Raw genomic sequence first — 17201 nt, 5'->3', positions numbered from 1 at the left:
CCTCCTCGAGGATCCGGCAGGCACGATCCAGAAACTTCGAACGTTCCAGAACGTTAGTATCGTCGACCATGGACGGCAAGACCCCCGACTACGAGCTCGAGGACCGGATCGCCCTGACCGGCCCCGACCAGGTCCGGGCGCTCGGCAACCCGCTCCGCACCACGATCCTCGGGCTGCTCCACGAACGCGCGGCGAGCGTCACCGAGCTCGCCGGCGCCGTCGGCCGCCCCAAGAGCACGGTCGCCCACCACGTGAAGGTGCTCGTCGACGCCGGCCTGCTGCGGGTGGTCCGGACGCGCCGGGTCCGCGCCGTCGAGGAGGCCTTCTACGGTCGGACCGCCCGGCTGTTCCACGTCGCTCTCGGGAGCACCGCCGAGGGGGCCCGCGACGACGGCGACCGACCGCTGGACTTCAACGACCTCGAGGTCGCCGCGCACGAGTCCGAGCCCGCGTACCTCGAAGGACAGCTGTGGGGCTTCCTGCGGCACGCGCGGATCGACGAGGCGCAGAAGCAGGAGTTCTGGCAGCGCATGGCGGCGCTCGTGGAGGAGTTCGACGCCCTCCCCCGCCGCGGCGACGTGGTGCACGGGTTCGCCGTCGGCGTCTACCCGGTCGCGGGCTACCCGCGCCTCCCGCCGTCACCGGAGACGACCGACGAGCCGGCCGCGGGACCTGTCGCCGGACGAGGGCGGTCGGAGTAGCGTCCTGCCCAGGTGTCCGACGACGGCGACGGGACGAGCGACGATGAGCCACTACCTCATCTACTTCAACCAGCAGTGGGTGGGCGACCACGACCCCGAGTGGTTCGCCGAGCGCGGGCCGCTCGCCAACGCCGTCGTGAACGACATGAGGGACGCCGGCGTCCTCGTGTTCGCGGCCGGCGTGGACGAGGACGACGACGCCGCCGCCACCGCCGACGCCACCAGCGGCACGCCCGTGATCACCGCAGGGCCGTACGCCCCGACGGAGCAGCGCATCGGCGGCCTGACGATCATCGACGTCGCGGACGACGACACCGCCAGGGAATGGGCCGGCCGGGTCGCCGAGGCGTGCGGATGGCCGCAGGAGGTCCGCCGGGTCGTCTGACCCGGCACCCCGGCCGCGGCTCGCGGCGACCCCCGCGGCTCGGACGCGAGCTACACGTTGAAGCGGAACTCCACGACGTCGCCGTCCTGCATGACGTAGTCCTTGCCCTCGACGCGCGCCTTGCCGGCGGAGCGGGCGGCCTGCACGGAGCCCGCCTCGACGAGGTCGTCGAAGGAGATGACCTCGGCCTTGATGAAGCCGCGCTCGAAGTCGGTGTGGATGACGCCGGCGGCCTGCGGGGCGGTCCAGCCCTTGCGGATCGTCCAGGCTCGCGACTCCTTGGGGCCGGCGGTGAGGTAGGTCTGCAGGCCGAGCGTGTGGAAACCGACGCGCGCGAGCTGGTCGAGCCCCGCCTCCTCCTGGCCGGAGTCGGCGAGCATCTCCTTGGCGTCGTCCTCCTCGAGCTCGACGAGCTCGGACTCGAACTTCGCGTCGAGGAAGACGGCGTCCGCGGGGGCGACGAGGTCGCGCAGGCGCTGCTGCATGCCCTTGTCGGCGAGGCCGGCCTCGTCGGTGTTGAACACGTAGATGAACGGCTTGGCCGTGAGCAGCTGCAGCGACGCGACGTCGGCGAGGTCGAGCCCCTCGGCCTTCGCGCCCTGGAAGAGCGTCGTGCCGGACTCGAGGATCTTCTGCGCGGTGGTGGCGGCGGCGAACAGCGCGGCGTCGCCCCGCTTGATCTTGACCTCCTTCTCCATCCGCGGCAGCGCCTTCTCCAGCGTCTGGAGGTCGGCGAGGATCAGCTCGGTGGAGATGGTCTCGATGTCGCCCTCGGCGTCCACCGAGCCCTCGACGCGGACGACGTCGCCGTCGTCGAACACGCGCGTGACCTGGCAGATCGCGTCCGCCTCGCGGATGTTCGCGAGGAACTTGTTGCCCAGCCCCTCGCCCTCCGAGGCGCCCTTGACGATGCCCGCGATGTCGACGAACGACACCGTCGCGGGCAGGATCCGCTCGCTGCCGAAGATCTCCGCGAGCTTGTCCAGCCGCGGGTCCGGGAGCGGGACCACGCCGACGTTGGGCTCGATCGTCGCGAACGGGTAGTTCGCCGCGAGCACCTGGTTGCGGGTCAGGGCGTTGAAGAGCGTGGACTTGCCGACGTTGGGCAGGCCGACGATGCCGATGGTGAGTGCCACGTCGGGAGAGTCTACGTGGCGGGGGTCAGCGGGCCGCCCGGGCACGCTCCTCGAGGGTCGTGAGGTCACGCTCGACGAACTGCAGGTGCGCCCAGTGCTCCCGGGCGACGACGCCGAGGCTCTGGTGCACCGCGCGCGTGAGCCCTTCCGGCGCCCACGGCGGGAGCCGCGGGGCGTCGACCGTGACGTCCGTGCCGGCGAGGTCGTCGTAGGTCGCGTACACCTCGGCGATACGGTCGGCGTGCGCCGCCAGGGTCTCCTCCAGCGACGGCGCCGCGGCCAGGTCCACCCCGAGGGCCGCCACCTCCGGCTCGTACTCGGTGAACGGCAGCCCGGCGTACCAGAACGGGTCGTCGATCCCCCGCAGCCCGTACCGGATCCAGCCGTCCATGGCGAACACGAGGTGCCGCAGCGTCTGCGCCGTCGACCACTCGCCGTCGACCGGCTCGTCGACCGCGCCGGGCGCCAGCGCCGCCGCCCGCGCGAGGTGCGCGTCCCAGGCGCGCAACGCCGCGTCCAGCGACGCGCGCTGCTCGGCGAGGTCCGCCGACCGGGCCTGCTCGCGCCCCGGGTACCGCCGGTTCAGCTCCGCCTCGATCAGAGGCGCGACGTCGACGCCGTTGACCCGCAGCCCGGTGATCTCGCCGTCGAGGTCGGCGTCCGTGAGGTCGACGCCGCGCATGACGGCTCCGGGCATGAAGCTCTGGTCGAACCGCACGCCGTCGAGCTGCACGAGGCGGAACGTCGAGCCCGTCATGTCGGCCTCGACGAACCGGGCTCCCCGGAGCTCGTCGTCCGGCCCGAACCGTGCCTCAGCGCTGACCATGCGACGACCGTAGGTCCGGGCACCGACACTCAGACGTCGACGTCCTGGTGCCAGGACTCGGTGACGTAGGACGTGCGCCAGCCCCAGCTCTCGTACAGCGACGCGGCGCCGGTCGGGCTGTCGGCGTCGACCTCGAGCCCCACGCGGTCGCGGCTCCGCGCCGCCGCGTCACGGACGACGGCGAACAGCAGCGCCGTCGCCACGCCACGCCCACGGGCTCGCCGGTCGGCGCCCAGGTACTCGATGTAGCTGCCCTCCTTGCCCGACGGGCCCGACGGCAGGACGGCGCCCACGAGGGCGCCCATCGGCTCGGGCGGCGCGTCGGGCCGCTGGGGGTCGGAGACGAACGCCAGCCACCAGTGGTCCCACCGGTGCCCGGGGTCCGAGCGCAGCCGCACCAGGAACTCGCCGAAGCTCTCCCGGTAGGAGTTGAAGTGGTCCTCGAACGCGCTCTCGAGCACCCGGTGCACGGTCTGCAGGTCCTCGGCGACGGGCATGCCGTCGTCGTGCGTCGCGACGCGCCGCACCGTCACGCCCGGGCGCGGGTCCGGCAGCACGCCCCGGTGCGCCTCCTCCGCCACGACGGGCCGGGACATCTGCAGCCACGAGCGGGCCTTGGCGTACCCGGCGGCGGCGAGCCAGCCCTGCTGGGTCGTGTCGCCCGCGAACGCGCCGGCGTCGAGCTGGGTGCGGTGCACCCCGCGCTGCGCCGCGAGCTCCCTCCCCTGTCGCGCCGCCCAGGCGTAGCCCGCGGCCGCCAGGTCGTCGGCGGCCGGGGTCGCGCGGTCGACGTCGACCCCCACGACGACGCGGCCCGCGGCACGGTCGTGCGCCCACGCCCAGCCCTGGACCACGCCCTCGGGGTCGCGCGCCACGACCTGGCGGCGCGTCCACGACACCGGGCCCGCCACCTCCGCGGCGAGCGCGTCCTGGTTCACGACCGACGAGCCCGTGAACGGGGCGGCGACGGCCCCGCGCAGCTCGCCGAGGCGAGGCAGGTCGGCCAGGTCGGGGGCCGACGTCGTCCAGCCGTCGGGCAGGGGCAGGTGCTCGAGGTTCTCGGAGGTCACGCGTCCCATTGTCGCAAAGGGTCCCTTGAGCTCCCCATGACCGCCTCGTCACGAAGTCCCGCGCGAGCCCGCCGGGACGTCACCCGAAGGCCATCACCTGCTGCAGCAGCTCGGGGAGACGGCGGTCGTAGGTCCGGGCGCCCCAGCGCACGCCCAGCAGCAGCACGAGCACGCCGGTGACGAGCCCGACGCCGAGCGCCGCCCAGCCGAGGGCCGCCTGGGGCAGCAGGATCGCGGGCAGCGCGAGCGCGAGCGTGGGCACGCTCACCGCGAGGATGATCCCCATCGTCGCCATCTGGGCGAGCATCGTCGCCATCGTGGCGCCCTGCGGCGACTTGAACGGGCTCTCCCCCGGCTTCGGCACGGGATAGACGAGCCGCGCGGACACGGCGCTCGAGATCCCGAGCGACGCGCCCAGCGTGCCGGCCGTGAGGCCGAGCATGGCGGGCAGCGCGTCCCAGCGGCCGGCGACGGCGCACCCGACCACGGCGAACGCGACGCACAGGGGCAGCCCCGCCACCAGCACGGGCAGCACGCGGCCCCACCGGTCGGTCCTCCCCCGGACACCGGTCGCGACGTGCAGCGCGAACGCAGTGTTGTCGTAGCCGACGTCGTTCGAGATGCCGAAGCCGAGCAGCCACGCCGCCAGGGGCGCCATGAGGAGCAGGATCACCCCGCCCGCGCCGTTCGTCGTCCCGACGGCGAGCAGCACCAGCGGCAGCAGCGGCACCATCGCGATCGACGCGGCGTACCGGGGGTCGCGCACCCAGTAGGTCGCGGTCCGCGCGGCGACCGCCCCCAGCGGCGTGGCGGGCAGCCGGCCGAACCAGCCGAGACCCTTGGCCGCCGTGGCCGACGAGCCGCCGCCGTGCGGCGTCACGAGCTCGCGGGCGAGCGCGCGGTCCCACACCACCCAGGCGAGGGCGAGCGTGGCCAGGCAGATCGCGACCCGGGCCACGAGGAGGGCCCACGCGCCGTCGTGGACCGCCGAGGCCAGGGCCCACGGCGCCCCCAGCGGCGTCCAGCCCACGACGCCGGCCAGCGGTGCGATCGCCGCCCCCAGCGCGTCCGCGCCGGCCCCGTCCACGGTCACCTCGACGCCGTCCGCCAGCCAGCCGACCGCGGGCCCGATCAGCAGGAGCGGCACCACGGCGACGATCGCCAGCACCTCGCGGTACCGCCGCGAGTCGAGCAGCGGCGCGAGGGCGGTCGTCGCCGCCCGGGAGCCCACGACGCACAGCGCGGTGGCGAGGACGCCGCCGACCAGCGCCGCGACGAGCGCGGCCGGCTGCCGCCACCAGGCGAAGGAGACGCCCAGCGCGCCGAGCGTCGTGACCGCCGCGGGGATCGACACGAGCCCCGCCAGCGCGAGCCCGGCCAGCAGCGTGCGCCGCGGGATGGCGAAGGTGACGAAGCGCCGCGGGTCGAGGGTCGCGTCGACCCCGAACGCGAAGACGGGCACGACCCACCACGCGAGGACCACGAGCGCGCCCGCCAGGGTGAGGACGTGGCCCGTCACGACCGGGTCCGCGGTGCCTCCGGCCACGGCGGCGGCCACCACCAGGACCAGCACGCCGAGCCCGTACAGGGACCCGATCACCAGCCCGATCGTCTGCCACACGCTCCGGCGGAACGTGTTGGCCAGGAGGGTCAGCTTGAGGCGGACGAGCTGCGCAACCACGCCAGTCCCTCCGACTCCCGACGGCCGCCGACGAGGTCGACGAAGCGGTCCTCGAGGCTCTGCTCCCCGCGCACGTCGGCGACGGTGCCGGCCGCGAGCACGTGCCCGCCGGCGATGACCGCCACGTGCGAGCACATCCGCTGCACCAGGTCCATGACGTGGCTCGACACGACGACCGTGCCGCCGTCGGCCACGTACCCGTGCAGGATGTCGCGGATGTTCGCGGCGCTGACGGGGTCGACCGCCTCGAACGGCTCGTCCAGCACGAGCACGCGCGGCGCGTGGATCATCGCCGACGCCAGGCCGATCTTCTTCGTCATGCCGGCGGAGTAGTCGACGACGAACGTGTCGCGGTCGCCGACGAGGTCCATCGCCTGCAGCAGGTCCTCGGTGCGCTCCGCGACCGTGGCCCGGTCCAGCCCGCGCAGCAGGCCCGCGTAGGTGAGGAGCTGCGCGCCGGTGAGCCGGTCGAACAGCCGCACGCCGTCCGGCAGCACGCCGAGCGCGGCCTTCGCCTCCTCGGGCCGGGCCCACAGGTCCGTGCCGTGGACGTGCACGGTGCCGAAGTCGGGCCGCAGCAGGCCGGTCGCCATCGACAGGGACGTCGTCTTGCCCGCGCCGTTGGGGCCGACGAGGCCGAAGAACGAGCCGGTCGGGACGTCGAGGTCCACGCCGGCGACGGCGATCTTCTGGCCGAACCGCTTCCACAGGCCGCGCAGGCTCAGGGCGGCGGCGAGGTCGGGCGGAGGGACGGGGGCGGGGGCGGCGGGCGGCGGCCCGGTCTGGTCGCTCACGGGTCAACCGTAGTGCGCGGAGCGCCGCGTGGGGGCTGGGACGTGTCGGTGCCCCATGACACCGTGTGGCGCATGACGACGAGCCTCGCAGTGATCCTCATCCTCGGCGCCCTGGGCGTAGGAGTGCTGGTGGGGTGGCTGGGGCACGCGACCCGCGCCGCCAGGGCGGGCCGGTCCGACGAGCTCCAGCGGGTCCAGGAGCACGGCGAGCTCGAGGTCCTGCGGCGCGACGCCGCCGAGCTGCGCAGCCGCCTCGGGCAGGCGACGCAGGAGAGCGAGCGCCGGCTGGCGGAGCAGCGCGCGCAGTCCCGCGAGGAGGCGGACCGGCGCGTGACGGAGGCGCGCGAGCAGGCCGACCGGCTGCTCACCCAGGTGCGCGAGCACCTCGAGGAGCAGCTCGCCGAGGCCAAGGGCGACCAGGAGGCCGCGGCACAGCGGTTCCGCGCGCTGGCCAACGACGTCCTCACGGCGAACCAGAAGCAGTTCCTCGACCTCGCGGACGAGCGGCTGCGGCGCAGCACGCAGAAGAACGACGAGACGCTCGCGCAGCGTGAGCAGGCGATCCGCGCGCTGCTCGACCCGATGAGCAAGACCCTCGACAAGGTCAACGCCCGCGTCGACACCGCCGAGCAGGCGCGCCTCCAGGGACACACGGCCCTCACGGAGCAGCTGCGCCAGCTCGAGACGGTCAACTCGCAGCTGCGCGTCGGCACCAGCGACCTCGTCTCGGCGCTGCGGTCCAACCAGACGCGCGGCGTGTGGGGCGAGCTCCAGCTGAAGCGGGTGGTCGAGGCCGCCGGGATGGTGGACCACGTCGACTTCGAGGCGCAGGTGCACCGCACGACGGCCGAGGGCGACACCCTGATCCCCGACCTGGTCGTGAGCCTGGCGGGTGGCAAGAACATCGTGGTCGACGCCAAGGTGCCGCTCAGCGCGTACCTGCGCGCCCAGCAGGCGGAGAGCCCCGCCGACGGCGACAAGGAGCTCGACGCCCACGCCAAGGACCTCGCCAAGCACGTGGACGTGCTGGCGGGCAAGGCCTACTGGGCGCAGTTCGACGCGGCGCCCGAGTTCGTGGTGCTGTTCGTCCCGGCCGAGCCCATCCTGGCGGCGGCGGTCGAGCGCCAGCCCGACCTGCTCGAGACGGCGATCCGCAAGCGGGTGCTCGTCGCCACCCCGATGACGCTCGTCGCCATGCTGCGCACCGTGGCGTACGCGTGGCAGCAGGACGCCATCGCCGAGGACGCGCAGAAGGTGCTGCAGACCGGCAAGGAGCTCTACGCGCGCATCGTCACGATGACCAAGAGCATCACCAAGCTCGGTCAGTCGATGACCGCCGCGACCAAGCACTACAACTCGTTCGTCGGGTCGCTGGAGACCCGCGTGCTGCCGCAGGCGCGGCGGATGGTCGAGCTCAAGGTCGTGGACGCGGGCCAGGCCATCGAGCCGCTCAAGGCGGTCGAGGACACGACCCGCGCGGTCACCAAGCCCGAGCTGCTGGCGGTCGAGGAGGGCCTGGTCGTCGACCTCGGCACCCTGACCGCGGACGGGGACCGCGACGACTCGGTCGAGTCGCTCGTCGACGCCGCGCAGCGCGACCTCGAGCGCGCGGCCGGGGCCGCGGAGAAGGGCGAGTCGGCCGCCGGCTGAGCCGCGCGACCGGCGGCGTCAGGCCGGCTCGACGGGCAGCGCGGTCCGCGCGCCGCGACGGGGGCGCTTCTCCTCGTGGCCCGCGGCCTTGAGGCCGCGCGCCAGCTCGCGCGGCAGGGAGAACATCAGGTCCTCGGTGGCGGTGCGGACCTCCTCGACCGCGCCGAAGCCGTGGCTGTCCAGGTGCGCGATGACGTCCTGCACGAGGATCTCGGGCACCGACGCGCCGGACGTGACGCCCACCGTCGTCGCGCCGTCGAGCCAGGCGTCCTCGATCTCGGTCGCGCGGTCCACCCGGTACGCGGTGCGGGCGCCGGCCTGCAGCGCCACCTCGACCAGCCGCACCGAGTTCGACGAGTTCGCGGAGCCCACGACGACGACGACGTCGCACTCCGGGGCCAGCTTCTTCACCGCGACCTGGCGGTTCTGCGTGGCGTAGCAGATGTCGTCGCTGGGCGGGTCCTGCATCTCGGGGAACCGGTCGCGCAGGCGGCGCACGGTCTCCATCGTCTCGTCCACGGACAGGGTGGTCTGCGAGATCCAGACGACCTTGTGCGGGTCGCGGACCTGCACCTGGTCGACCTCGTCCGGGGAGTTGACGACCTGCACGTGGTCGGGCGCCTCGCCGGCGGTGCCCTCGACCTCCTCGTGGCCGGTGTGGCCGATGAGGAGGATGTCGTAGTCGTCCTTGGCGAACCGGACGGCCTCCTTGTGCACCTTCGTCACCAGCGGGCAGGTGGCGTCGATGGTGTCCAGGCTGCGGGCCGCGGCGGACGCGCGGACCGCGGGCGAGACGCCGTGCGCGGAGAAGACGAGCCGCGCGCCCTCGGGCACCTCGTCCGTCTCGTTGACGAAGATCGCGCCGCGGTCGCGCAGCGTCTCGACCACGTGCTTGTTGTGCACGATCTCCTTGCGCACGTACACGGGCGCGCCGTACGTCTCGAGCGCCTTCTCCACCGCGACCACCGCACGGTCCACCCCCGCGCAGTAGCCGCGGGGCGCGGCGAGGAGCACGCGCTTGGTGGTCGTCGGGGTGGCGGGGGCCGGGCTGGTCACAGTCACGCGGCCAGTCTAGGTGGGCGGGTGTGGACGTCCTGTGACGGGCGCCTGACGGCCGCCCGAGGAGCTCGTCGGGGGCGTGGGGCATGCTGGACGGCGTGTCGGACACGTCCCAGCCGGAATCCCGGACAACAGCCCAGCCGCAGCCCCTGCCCGAGCTCGCCCGCGACACGACCGTGGAGCGCCCGTGGCCGGTGCGGCTGCTGTCCGCGAAGATCCGGGACTACGTCGCGAGGATGTCGTCGGTCTGGGTCGAGGGCCAGGTCGTGGAGCACACCTACCGCCCCCGGGCGGGGATGCAGTTCGTCACGCTGCGCGACACCGACGCCGAGGCCTCGCTGCCCGTGCACCTGCTGTCGCGGATCTACGAGGGTCTCCACCACAAGCCCGAGGTGGGCGACCACGTCGTGGTGCAGGCCAAGCCCGAGTTCTGGGTCAAGACCGGTCGCCTGTCGATGCGCGCGACGGCGGTGCGCCAGGTGGGCGTCGGCGAGCTGCTCGCCCGCATCGACCAGCTCCGTCGCGTGCTCGCGGCCGAGGGCCTGTTCGACCTCGACCGCAAACGCCCTCTGCCGTTCCTGCCCGCCGTCGTGGGCCTCGTCTGCGGGCGCGAGTCGAAGGCCGAGCACGACGTCGTCGTGAACGCGCGCGCCCGCTGGCCGCAGGTGCGGTTCGAGATCCGCGAGGTCGCGGTGCAGGGCGTCGACGCCGTGCGCGAGGTGAGCGGCGCGATCGCCGATCTCGACGCCCGGCCGGAGGTCGAGGTGATCGTCGTGGCGCGCGGCGGCGGCTCGGTGGAGGACCTGCTGCCGTTCAGCAACGAGGCCCTGGTGCGGGCGGCCGCAGCCTGCACGACGCCGCTGGTCAGCGCCATCGGGCACGAGACCGACACCCCGCTGCTGGACCTCGTCGCCGACCACCGCGCGTCGACCCCGACGGACGCCGCGAAGCAGGTCGTGCCCGACGTCGCGGAGGAGCGGCTGCGCCTCGACCAGGCGCGCCGGCGGATGCGCGCCGCGGTCTCGGCCCGGGTGGAGCGGGAGCAGCACGGCCTCGACGCGCTGCGGACGCGGCCGGTGCTGGCCCGGCCCCAGACGACGGTCGACGTCCGCGAGCGCGAGATCGCCCAGCTCGTGCGGCACGCCCGCCACCGGCTGGACGCCGCGCTGCTGCGCGCCGCGGGCGAGGTCGGGCGGCTCGAGGCCCAGGTCCGCGCGCTCTCGCCGCAGGCCACGCTCGAGCGCGGGTACGCCGTCGTGCAGCGCGGGGACGGGCACGTGGTGCGCGCGGCCCGCGACGTCGCGACCGGCGACGCGGTGCACGTGCGCGTCGCCGAGGGATCGCTGGAGGCCGCCGTCACCGCGACGGCCGCACCCGCGCAGCCCGCCTGAACCGGTCCGCGAGCCGGCCGAACGCCGCGGCCAGCTCGTCCCCTTCGAGCACCTCGACGTCCATCCCGAGCTGCGTGATCCACAGGGCGAGCCGGTCGGGGTCGTCGCTGCCGACCTCGACCCGGCAGCTGGACGGCCCGGTCTCCTCCACCTCGAGCGGGGAGCCGACCTTCGCGACGACCTCCGCGGCCGATGCGTGCACGAGGATCCTGGCCCGGTAGCGCCACGTCGCCCGGCCCACCCGCGCCACGACGTGCCGCAGCACCACGTCCTCGGGGATGACGCGCGGCCGGAACCGCGACCCGGTGGGCGGGCGCAGTGCGATCCGGTCGGCACGGAAGACGCGCCAGTCCAGGCGGTTGAGGTCCCAGGCCAGCAGGTACCAGCGCGACCCCCAGCGCACCAGGCGGTGCGGTTCCGTGTGCCGGGACGACTCGGAACCGTCGTGGGTGGTGTAGCGGAACCGGAGCCGTTCGCCGGCCCGGATCGCGGCGGCGACACCACCGAGCACCTCCAGGTCGGGCGCCGGGTCCCCGTCCGGCACGACGCTCGTCGCCTCCCGGACGGCCTCGACGCGCCGCCGCAGGTGCGCGGGCATCACCTGCTCGACCTTCGCGAGCGCGGTGAGGGCGGTCTCCCCCTCGCCGAGCGGCCCGTGCGCGGCCGCGGTGAGCCCGATCGCGACCGCCACCGCCTCGTCGTCGTCCAGCACCAGCGGCGGCATCGCCGACCCGGCGGCGAGCCGGTACCCGCCGGCGACCCCGGGCCGGGCCTCGACGGGGTAGCCGAGCGAGCGCAGCTTGCCGACGTCGGTGCGCACGGTGCGGGTGCTCACCCCGAGCCGCTCGGCGAGGTCTCCGCTGGTCCAGTCGCGCCGCAGCTGCAGCAGGGACAGGAGCTGGAGGAGCCGGGCCGAGGTCTCGAGCATGTTCGGAGCATCTCACCCATCGCGGAAGCAAGTCTTCCGCGATTGCTGCGAGCGTGGAGCCATGACCGAGAACACCGCAGACACCGCCCTCGTCCCCTTCCGCGTCGAGGTCCCGCAGGCGGACCTCGACGACCTGCGCGACCGGCTGGCCCGCACCCGCTGGCCCCTGCCCGTGCCCGGCCGCGACGACCGCACGGACTTCGGCCGCGGCATCCCCCTGCCGTACCTGCGCGAGCTGGCCGCCTACTGGCGCGACGACTTCGACTGGCGCGCGCAGGAGGCCGCCCTGAACGCGCACGAGCAGGTCACGACCGTCGTCGACGGCCAGACCTTCCACGTCGTGCACGCCCGCTCCGCGGACCCGGACGCGATCCCGCTGCTCCTGTGCCACGGGTGGCCGGGGTCGTTCGTCGAGTACCAGCGCCTGATCCCGCTGCTCACGGACACGTTCCACGTCGTCGTCCCGTCCCTGCCCGGGTTCGGCTTCTCGACGCCGCTGTCCGGCACCGGCTGGGAGGTGGCGCGCACCACCGAGGCCTACGCCGAGATCATGACCCGCCTCGGGTACGACCGGTTCGCCGTGCACGGCACCGACATCGGGGCCGGCACCACCGGCCGCCTGGCGGGCCTGTACCCCCAGCGCGTGATCGGCACCCACGTCGGGAGCGACGGCCGGTCGCTCGGCATGGTGGGCACCGCGTATCCCGCTCCCGACGGGCTGACCGACGACGAGGTGGCGCAGATCGACGCGGTCCGCGCGCGCGACGCCGCCGAGCACGGCTACTTCGAGATGCAGAACCACCGCCCCGACACGATCGGCGCGGCCCTCACCGACTCGCCGGTCGGTCAGCTCGCCTGGGTCGCGGAGAAGTTCCAGACCTGGACCAACCCCGCGCACCCCACGCCTGCGGAGTCCGTCGACCGCGACCAGCTCCTGGCCAACGTGTCGCTGTACTGGTTCACCCGCAGCGGGGCGTCGAGCGCCCAGTTCTACTACGAGGCGTCGCACTCCGGGCTCGACTGGCTCTCCGCCTCCGACGTCCCGTCCGCGTGGTCCGTGTTCGACACGCACCCGCTCATGGCGAAGGTGTTCAACGGCTGGGGCGCGATCGACCAGTGGGTGGAGCACGCCGAGGGCGGGCACTTCCCCGCGATGGAGGAGCCCGAGCTGCTCGCCGCGGACCTGCGCGCCTTCTTCAGCGGCCGGTCGTGACCGGCGCCCGAACCTCCGACGCGCGTCACCGTGCGCGGGCGACCCGCCCCTCGTCCCAGACGGGCTCCGGCGTCTCGCGCACGGTGCCGTCCGCGCCGAACACCAGGAACCGGTCGAACGAGCGCGCGAACCAGCGGTCGTGCGTGACGGCGAGGACGGTGCCGTCGAACGCCTCCAGGCCGTCCTGCAGCGCCTCGGCGCTGGCCAGGTCGAGGTTGTCCGTCGGCTCGTCGAGCAGCAGCGCGGTGCAGCCGGCGAGCTCGAGCAGCAGGATCTGGAACCGCGCCTGCTGCCCGCCCGACAGGCGGTCGAACGCGCGGTCCGCGGCGACGGTCAGCTCGTAGCGGCGCAGCACGGACATCGCCGCCCCGCGGTCGCGGGCGTGGTCCTCCCACAGGATCTGGGTGAGCGTGCGCCCGAACAGCTCCGGGTGGGCGTGGGTCTGCGCGAAGACGCCGGGCACGACGCGCGCGCCGAGGCGCCACTCGCCCGTGTGCGCGACGTCGTCGCCCCCGAGCAGCCGCAGGAAGTGCGACTTGCCGGAACCGTTCGACCCGAGGACCGCGACCCGCTCGCCGTAGAAGACCTCCAGGTCGAACGGCTGCATGAGCCCCGTGAGCCCGAGCCGCTCGCAGGTCAGCGCGCGCACCCCCGTCCGGCCGCCGCGCAGGCGCATCCGGATGTCCTGCTCGCGCGGGGGCTCGGGAGGCGGGCCGGCCTCCTCGAACTTGCTCAGGCGGGTCTGCGCGGCGCGGTAGCGCGACGCCATCGCGTCGCTGTTCGCGGCCGCCTGGCGCAGCTCGCGCACCAGCCGCACCAGCTGGGCGTGCTTCTCGTCCCAGCGCCGGCGCAGCTCCTCGAACCGCGCGAACCGCTCGCGCCGCGCCTCGTGGAACGTGGCGAAGCCGCCGCCGTGCACCCAGGCGTCGGCGCCGGACGGCGCGGGCTCGAGGGAGACGATGCGGTCGGCGACGCGCGCCAGCAGCTCGCGGTCGTGCGAGACGAACAGCACGGTCTTCCGGGTGGCACGGAGCTGGTCCTCGAGCCACCGCTTGCCGGGCACGTCGAGGTAGTTGTCGGGCTCGTCGAGCAGCAGCACCTCGTCCGGCCCGCGCAGCAGCGCCTCCAGGACGAGCCGCTTCTGCTCGCCGCCGGACAGGGTGCGCACCTCGCGCCACCGTGCCTGCTCGTACGGGACGCCGAGCGCGGCGACGGTGCACACGTCCCACAGCGTCTCGGCCTCGTAGCCCTGCGCCTCGGCCCAGTCGGCGAGCGCCTGCGCGTAGGCGAGCTGCGCGGGCTCGTCGTCGACCTCCATGATCGCCAGCTCCGCGGCGTCGACGGCGCGCGCGGCGTCGCGCACCCGCGGCGGCGCGACGTCGACGAGCAGGTCGCGCACGGTCGTCTCGTCCCGCACGGAGCCGACGAACTGCCGCATGACGCCGAGCCCGCCCGTCACGGTGACGGAGCCCGCCTGCGGTACCAGGTCGCCCGACAGCAGGCGCAGCAGGGTGGTCTTCCCGGAGCCGTTGGGGCCGACGAGAGCCGTGGCGCTGCCCTCGGGGACGCGGAACGAGACGTCGTCGAGCAGCGTGCGCCCGTCCGGCAGCACGTGCTCGACGTGCGCCACCTCCAGATGACCCATGCCGCGCACGCTGCCCGACCGCCGGGCCGCCCGCAAGGCATTTCCGCCCGCAGCGCGGACGACGTCGGCGGCCTGTCGGCGAGGTGATGTTGACTGTCCCTCGTGACCGATGCGAACCCCGGTGCCCCCGACCTGCCCGCCGACGTCTCCGCCCTGACGTACGAAGCCGCCCGCGACGAGCTCGTCCAGGTGGTCGCCCGGCTGGAGGCCGGCAGCGAGCCCCTCGAGGAGTCGCTCGCACTCTGGGAGCGTGGCGAGGCGCTGGCGGCGCGCTGCCAGCAGTGGCTCGACGGCGCGCGCGAGCGGCTCGCGGCGGCGCAGGCGGCCTCGTCCGCTGCCGACGCCACCACCGAGGACGAGGAGGAGGACGCGTGAGCGCGCACGTCCTCGCGGTGGGCGAGGCGCTGGTCGACGTCGTGCACCGGCCCGACGGGACCAGCGAGGAGCACCCGGGCGGCAGCCTCGCGAACGTCGCCCTCACCCTCGGCCGCCTCGGCCGCGACGTGCGGCTGGCGACCTGGCTCGGTCGGGACACGCGCGGCGACGACGTCCGGTCGTGGCTCGCAGGGTCCCGCGTCGCCCTGGCCCCCGGCAGCGACGGCGCGTCGCGCACGAGCGTCGCGCAGGCGACGCTGGACGAGGCGGGCGCCGCGACCTACGAGTTCGACCTCGACTGGCAGGTCCCCGCCGGCGCGGGTGCCGGCGACGACACGCTGGCCGTGCACACCGGCTCCATCGCCGCGATGCTCCCGCCCGGGGACGCCGACGTGCGGGGGCTGGTGGAGGTCGCCCGGGCGACGTCGACAGTGACCTATGACCCCAACGCGAGGCCCGCGATCATGGGCGACGCCGACGTCGTGCGGCCGCGGGTCGAGGAGATCGTCGCGCTCTCGGACGTGGTGAAGGTCAGCGACGAGGACCTGGCGTGGCTGTACCCGGGCCGCGAGCCGCTGGACGTCGCGCGCGCCTGGCAGGCCACCGGGCCGGCGGTCGTCGTGGTGACGTTCGGCGGCGAGGGTGCGACGGCGGTGACGGCGGCCGGCGAGGTCGCCGTCGCAGCCCCGCGGGTCGACGTGGTCGACACCGTCGGCGCGGGCGACTCGTTCATGGGCGCCCTCCTGGACTGGCTGTGGGGTGCGGACCTGCTGGGCGCGGCCCGGCGGGACGCGCTGCGCGCCATCGACCGCGCGGCGACGGCCCGGATGCTCGTGCGCGCCGTGGCCGTGGCCGCCGTGACCGTCTCCCGGGCCGGCGCGAACCCGCCGTGGCCGCACGATCTCATCGGGCCGGACCGCGTGCGGGTCGGCGAGCACGGAACTGACGAGCGCGGAACAGACGAGCACGGAGCAGAGGAGCACTCATGACCCTGACCCCCACCGAGGCCTGGACCCGCCTGCGGGCCGGCAACGGCCGCTTCGTCCGCGACGAGCCGGAGCACCCCGACCAGGACGCCGTCCGCCGCCACGAGCTGCGCACGGTGCAGCACCCGCACACGGTGATCTTCGGGTGCTCCGACTCCCGGGTGGCGGCCGAGATCATCTTCGACCAGGGCCTGGGCGACGTCTTCGTCGTGCGCACCGCCGGCCACGTGGTGGACACGACCGTGCTCGGCTCCATCGAGTACGGCACGGAGGTGCTGCACACGCCGCTCGTGGTGGTGCTGGGGCACGACTCGTGCGGCGCCGTCGCGGCGACCGCGCACACCCTCGCGACCGGCGAGCAGCCCCCGGGGTTCGTGCGCGCCGTGGTCGACAAGGTCATCCCGTCGGTGGCGGAGCTCACCAGCCGGCAGGGCGTCACCGGGCCGATCGACCCGGACGTGCTGCGCACGGAGCACGTCAAGCACACCGTCGCGCTGCTGCGCGGCTACTCGGCCGCGATCGGCACGGCCGTCGACGAGGGTCGCCTGGCCGTGGTCGGCGTCGTCTACGACCTGGACGACGGCAGCGCGCGCCTCGTGGCGGTCGACGGCGAGGTCGGCGAGCAGCCGGCCGCCGCCTGACCTCCGCCTGACCGTGACGAGCGGGTGGCCCCGCCCGCTCAGGCCCGTGCGGCGGCCGCCAGCAGCCGCCGCACGGTGCCGAGGGTGCGTGTCGTGGCGACCCCGCCGGTGAGCCGCTCGACGACGGAGTTCGGGTCGCCGCCCGTCCCCGGGCCGCCCCGCACGACGGCGAGCACCACGCCCGGTCGGGCGGCGACGAGGTCGAGCAGGTCGCGCGGGTCCGTCCAGGGCAGGTCGACGGTCAGCGGCTCCCCGCCGTCCACGAAGGTCAGGGTGTCCCGGTACGTCCGCTCGTCGCGGGTGAGCGCGAACGGGTCTCCGTCGATCGCCGCCGCCACGTCGTCGAGCGGGCGCACCAGCGCGGGGTGCGCGTAGCCGGACCGCTCGGCAAGCCGCGGGGCGGCGGCCCGCACCACCCGCTCGGCCGCGGAGGGGTCGCCGCCCCCGTCGGGCTCCCCCGGGTCGAGCAGCACGGTGCCGTTGGTCTGGAACGACCGCACCGACCGCGCGCCCGCGTCCAGCAGCGCGGCCTCCAGCTCGGCGCGCACCGGGCTGCCGCGGTGTCCCAGGTTCATCGCGCGGTAGAGCACCACGTGGGTGAACGTCACCCCGCGATCCTCCCGCGCCGCACCGACGACCGCACCGACGACCGCCCCGAGAACGCACCGCGTCGGAGTGATCCGGCTCACGACGGAACGCCCGCGCGGGTGCGGCACGATA

Annotated in this window: 17 protein-coding genes; 8 read left to right on the top strand and 9 right to left on the bottom strand. The window is 74.5% G+C overall.

What is annotated here, in order from left to right:
- Positions 1-68: 68 nt before the first annotated feature.
- Complete coding sequence (locus tag ACFQ8Y_RS06990; protein ID WP_430585023.1) at positions 69-701, top strand: ArsR/SmtB family transcription factor; 633 nt, start codon at positions 69-71, stop codon at positions 699-701.
- A 43-nt stretch (positions 702-744) separates the two neighbouring features.
- Complete coding sequence (locus ACFQ8Y_RS06985; RefSeq protein ID WP_430549637.1) at positions 745-1086, top strand: YciI family protein; 342 nt, start codon at positions 745-747, stop codon at positions 1084-1086.
- Positions 1087-1136: 50 nt separating this feature from the next.
- On the opposite strand, the gene ychF is transcribed toward ACFQ8Y_RS06985, so the two are convergent.
- The 5 genes from ychF to ACFQ8Y_RS06960 all read right to left on the bottom strand — a co-directional run bounded on the left by ychF (position 1137) and on the right by ACFQ8Y_RS06960 (position 6593).
- Positions 1137-2222: a redox-regulated ATPase YchF gene (gene ychF, locus ACFQ8Y_RS06980; RefSeq protein ID WP_430549636.1), complete on the bottom strand. Its 1086-nt coding sequence runs from the start codon at positions 2220-2222 to the stop codon at positions 1137-1139.
- A 25-nt stretch (positions 2223-2247) separates the two neighbouring features.
- The gene (locus ACFQ8Y_RS06975) at positions 2248-3048 is read right to left on the bottom strand and encodes a DinB family protein (protein ID WP_430585022.1); all 801 of its coding nucleotides are present in this window, start codon (positions 3046-3048) and stop codon (positions 2248-2250) included.
- A gap of 29 nt (positions 3049-3077) precedes the next feature.
- The gene (locus tag ACFQ8Y_RS06970) at positions 3078-4118 is read right to left on the bottom strand and encodes a GNAT family N-acetyltransferase (protein WP_430585021.1); all 1041 of its coding nucleotides are present in this window, start codon (positions 4116-4118) and stop codon (positions 3078-3080) included.
- Positions 4119-4197: 79 nt separating this feature from the next.
- A complete protein-coding gene (locus ACFQ8Y_RS06965) occupies positions 4198-5799 on the bottom strand; it encodes a hypothetical protein (protein ID WP_430563862.1) in 1602 nt (533 codons plus the stop codon).
- Positions 5769-6593 (bottom strand): ABC transporter ATP-binding protein, encoded by an 825-nt coding sequence (locus ACFQ8Y_RS06960; protein ID WP_430549632.1) that lies wholly within the window; start codon positions 6591-6593, stop codon positions 5769-5771. The genes ACFQ8Y_RS06965 and ACFQ8Y_RS06960 overlap by 31 nt, the downstream gene beginning before the upstream one ends.
- Positions 6594-6665: 72 nt before the next feature.
- On the opposite strand from ACFQ8Y_RS06960, the gene rmuC reads away from it, so the two are divergent.
- On the top strand, positions 6666-8243 hold the full coding sequence (gene rmuC, locus ACFQ8Y_RS06955) for a DNA recombination protein RmuC (RefSeq protein WP_430585020.1): 1578 nt from the start codon (positions 6666-6668) through the stop codon (positions 8241-8243).
- 18 nt (positions 8244-8261) lie between these two features.
- On the opposite strand, the gene ACFQ8Y_RS06950 is transcribed toward rmuC, so the two are convergent.
- Positions 8262-9305: a 4-hydroxy-3-methylbut-2-enyl diphosphate reductase gene (locus tag ACFQ8Y_RS06950; protein WP_430549630.1), complete on the bottom strand. Its 1044-nt coding sequence runs from the start codon at positions 9303-9305 to the stop codon at positions 8262-8264.
- An 83-nt stretch (positions 9306-9388) separates the two neighbouring features.
- Between ACFQ8Y_RS06950 and xseA the strand changes: the two genes are divergently transcribed.
- The gene (gene xseA / locus ACFQ8Y_RS06945) at positions 9389-10693 is read left to right on the top strand and encodes an exodeoxyribonuclease VII large subunit (protein WP_430585019.1); all 1305 of its coding nucleotides are present in this window, start codon (positions 9389-9391) and stop codon (positions 10691-10693) included.
- Here the strand turns inward: xseA and ACFQ8Y_RS06940 are convergent.
- Positions 10659-11621, bottom strand: coding sequence for a helix-turn-helix transcriptional regulator (locus ACFQ8Y_RS06940; protein WP_430585018.1), 963 nt, complete (start codon positions 11619-11621; stop codon positions 10659-10661). The genes xseA and ACFQ8Y_RS06940 overlap by 35 nt on opposite strands.
- 61 nt (positions 11622-11682) lie before the next feature.
- On the opposite strand from ACFQ8Y_RS06940, the gene ACFQ8Y_RS06935 reads away from it, so the two are divergent.
- On the top strand, positions 11683-12834 hold the full coding sequence (locus ACFQ8Y_RS06935) for an epoxide hydrolase family protein (protein WP_430563859.1): 1152 nt from the start codon (positions 11683-11685) through the stop codon (positions 12832-12834).
- Between the two features lie 25 nt (positions 12835-12859).
- Here ACFQ8Y_RS06935 and ACFQ8Y_RS06930 read toward each other — a convergent pair whose 3' ends face one another.
- Positions 12860-14479 (bottom strand): ABC-F family ATP-binding cassette domain-containing protein, encoded by a 1620-nt coding sequence (locus ACFQ8Y_RS06930; protein ID WP_430563858.1) that lies wholly within the window; start codon positions 14477-14479, stop codon positions 12860-12862.
- Between the two features lie 102 nt (positions 14480-14581).
- Between ACFQ8Y_RS06930 and ACFQ8Y_RS06925 the strand changes: the two genes are divergently transcribed.
- Genes ACFQ8Y_RS06925 through ACFQ8Y_RS06915 form a run of 3 tightly spaced genes read left to right on the top strand, consistent with a single transcriptional unit; the run spans position 14582 to position 16481 of the window.
- A complete protein-coding gene (locus ACFQ8Y_RS06925) occupies positions 14582-14854 on the top strand; it encodes an exodeoxyribonuclease VII small subunit (RefSeq protein ID WP_430549625.1) in 273 nt (90 codons plus the stop codon).
- The gene (locus ACFQ8Y_RS06920; protein ID WP_430585017.1) at positions 14851-15843 is read left to right on the top strand and encodes a PfkB family carbohydrate kinase; all 993 of its coding nucleotides are present in this window, start codon (positions 14851-14853) and stop codon (positions 15841-15843) included. The genes ACFQ8Y_RS06925 and ACFQ8Y_RS06920 overlap by 4 nt, the downstream gene beginning before the upstream one ends.
- Positions 15840-16481 carry a carbonic anhydrase gene (locus ACFQ8Y_RS06915; RefSeq protein ID WP_430549623.1) on the top strand — a complete coding sequence of 214 codons (642 nt, stop codon included), beginning with the start codon at positions 15840-15842 and terminating at the stop codon, positions 16479-16481. The genes ACFQ8Y_RS06920 and ACFQ8Y_RS06915 overlap by 4 nt, the downstream gene beginning before the upstream one ends.
- Before the next feature lie 38 nt (positions 16482-16519).
- Here ACFQ8Y_RS06915 and ACFQ8Y_RS06910 read toward each other — a convergent pair whose 3' ends face one another.
- Positions 16520-17089 (bottom strand): DUF1697 domain-containing protein, encoded by a 570-nt coding sequence (locus tag ACFQ8Y_RS06910; protein ID WP_430585016.1) that lies wholly within the window; start codon positions 17087-17089, stop codon positions 16520-16522.
- Positions 17090-17201 lie beyond the last annotated feature (112 nt).

The organism is Isoptericola sp. NPDC056605, from assembly GCF_042792795.1.
Lineage (GTDB): Bacteria > Actinomycetota > Actinomycetes > Actinomycetales > Cellulomonadaceae > Isoptericola.
This window is presented reverse-complemented; position numbering and strand designations above follow the sequence as displayed.